The organism is Lentisalinibacter sediminis (genome assembly GCF_040706615.1).
GTDB classification, from domain to species: Bacteria; Pseudomonadota; Gammaproteobacteria; order Steroidobacterales; family Woeseiaceae; genus Lentisalinibacter; species Lentisalinibacter sediminis.
Genome location: NZ_JAPDRF010000011.1, coordinates 1 through 1590, shown reverse-complemented (window position 1 = coordinate 1590; position 1590 = coordinate 1). Strand labels below are relative to the sequence as shown.

General features: G+C 64.7%; 1 protein-coding gene. It reads right to left on the bottom strand.

Translation table 11 applies throughout. The features are described 5' to 3' along the window. Positions 1 to 84 precede the first annotated feature (84 nt). The gene (locus ACJMKX_RS17950) at positions 85 to 1512 is read right to left on the bottom strand and encodes an IS1182 family transposase (protein ID WP_405228431.1); all 1428 of its coding nucleotides are present in this window, start codon (positions 1510 to 1512) and stop codon (positions 85 to 87) included. Between the last annotated feature and the right edge of the window lie 78 nt (positions 1513 to 1590).

The window sequence follows — 1590 nt, the reverse complement described above, 5'->3', positions numbered from 1 at the left end:
CAGGGTGTGTCAAAACCCTGCGGGCCGGCACTAACGACAACGCCCCGGAGCATTCCGGGGCGTTGTTTTTTTGAGGGTTGTCGATCAGGCCGCGGCGGCGGTGATCAGTCTTTGGCGAAGCTCGGTGTTGCCCAGCACCTTCATCGCTCTTTTCAGGTTATAGGCAAGGACCGCGAGCGCCATCTCCGTGCCGGCGCCCGATAGCCCGCGCATCAGGAAGCGCGGTTTCTCGAAGATCTGGTACTTCAGCGTGCCGAAGGGGTGCTCGACGATACTGGCGCGCCGGCGCATATGAGAGGGTGTCGTGCGCTCGGCCATGCCGCTCAGGGCTTGCTCGTAGACATGGCGTCCCACCAGTCGTCGTTTCCTGTCGGTACATTGCGCCTTCAGCGCGCAGGCTGCGCAGTCCTCTTCCCGGGCGCTGTAGATGATCTGATGATTACGTCTCTGCAGCTGCTTGCGGTGCAGGCGCTTGCCCGCCGGACACTCCAACGTGTCGCTGGCCTCCTCGTAACGAAACGCACGGGCCGGGAACAGCTTGCCATTGCCCTGGTTGTTCACCGCCCGGTTCGAGGCCACGTAGGGCGTGATGCCCCGCTCCTCAAGTGCTGCCGCCTGTTCACCGTTGGCATAGCCCGCATCGGCCAGCACCTGCATCGACTCGCTTCCGAGCGCGCGCTGCGCGCCCTCGGCCAGCGGGCGCAGGGAGCGGTTGTCCGTTGCCTCGTCCGTCACCGCATGAAAGACGATCAGATGATGCCCGGCGTCAACGGCACTCTGCACGTTGTAGCCAGGCCCCGTCCCACGCATCGGGCGGGCATCGGTCTCCGTAGCGGTCAGTGAGCGCCCGCCCTTCTCATCGAGTGATGCCTGAACCCGGGCCTGCTCGGCTTGTTCCGCGCGCAGCAGCTCAAGCGCCGCCCGAATGGCGCGGGCGTCCCCGGTCTCCTCGCCCTCGGAGTCATCTACCGCGTCCAGGCGTTCGAGATAATCGCCGATCTGCGCCTCCAGCCGCGCCTGTTCGCGCGCCAGGCGCTCCTCGCTCCACACCGCCTTGCGACTCGCCACCGCCTGGAACTTAGAGCCGTCGATCGCTACCCATTCCCCCGAAACCAGACCCGCGCGCCGGCACAGCTGCACGAACAGCGCACAGGTCCGGCGCAACGCCTCGCCGTTGTGCTGGCGAAACCGCGCAATGGTCTTGTGATCCGGGGCGAGCCGGTTCAATAGCCACATCACCTCCACGTTGCGAGCGCACTCGCGCTCCAGCCGCCGCGAGGAGCGCGTCTGGTGCAGATAACCGTAGATATAGAGCTTCAGCAGATCCGCCGGATCATACGGCGGGCGGCCCGTGGCACTCGGACACGCGCGAGAAAACCCCATCTCGCCCAGTTCCAACCCCTCCACGAACGCCTCGATCACGCGACAAACGTGATCATCTCCCACCAACTCGTCCAGTGAGGTCGGGAAAAGCGTCCCCTGCGTGCGCGACTCGCCCCGTACGTAGCTCATAAAAAAATACCCGCCACTTGCGTGACGGGTATTTTCTATCGCCTGCGCCTCTTTGTCAGGGGTTTTGACACACCCTGC

Coding starts and splice junctions, on each gene's coding strand:
- ACJMKX_RS17950 (WP_405228431.1), bottom strand. CDS start 1,512: ATGAGCTACGTACGGGGCGAGTCGCGCACGCAGGGGACGCTTTTCCCG.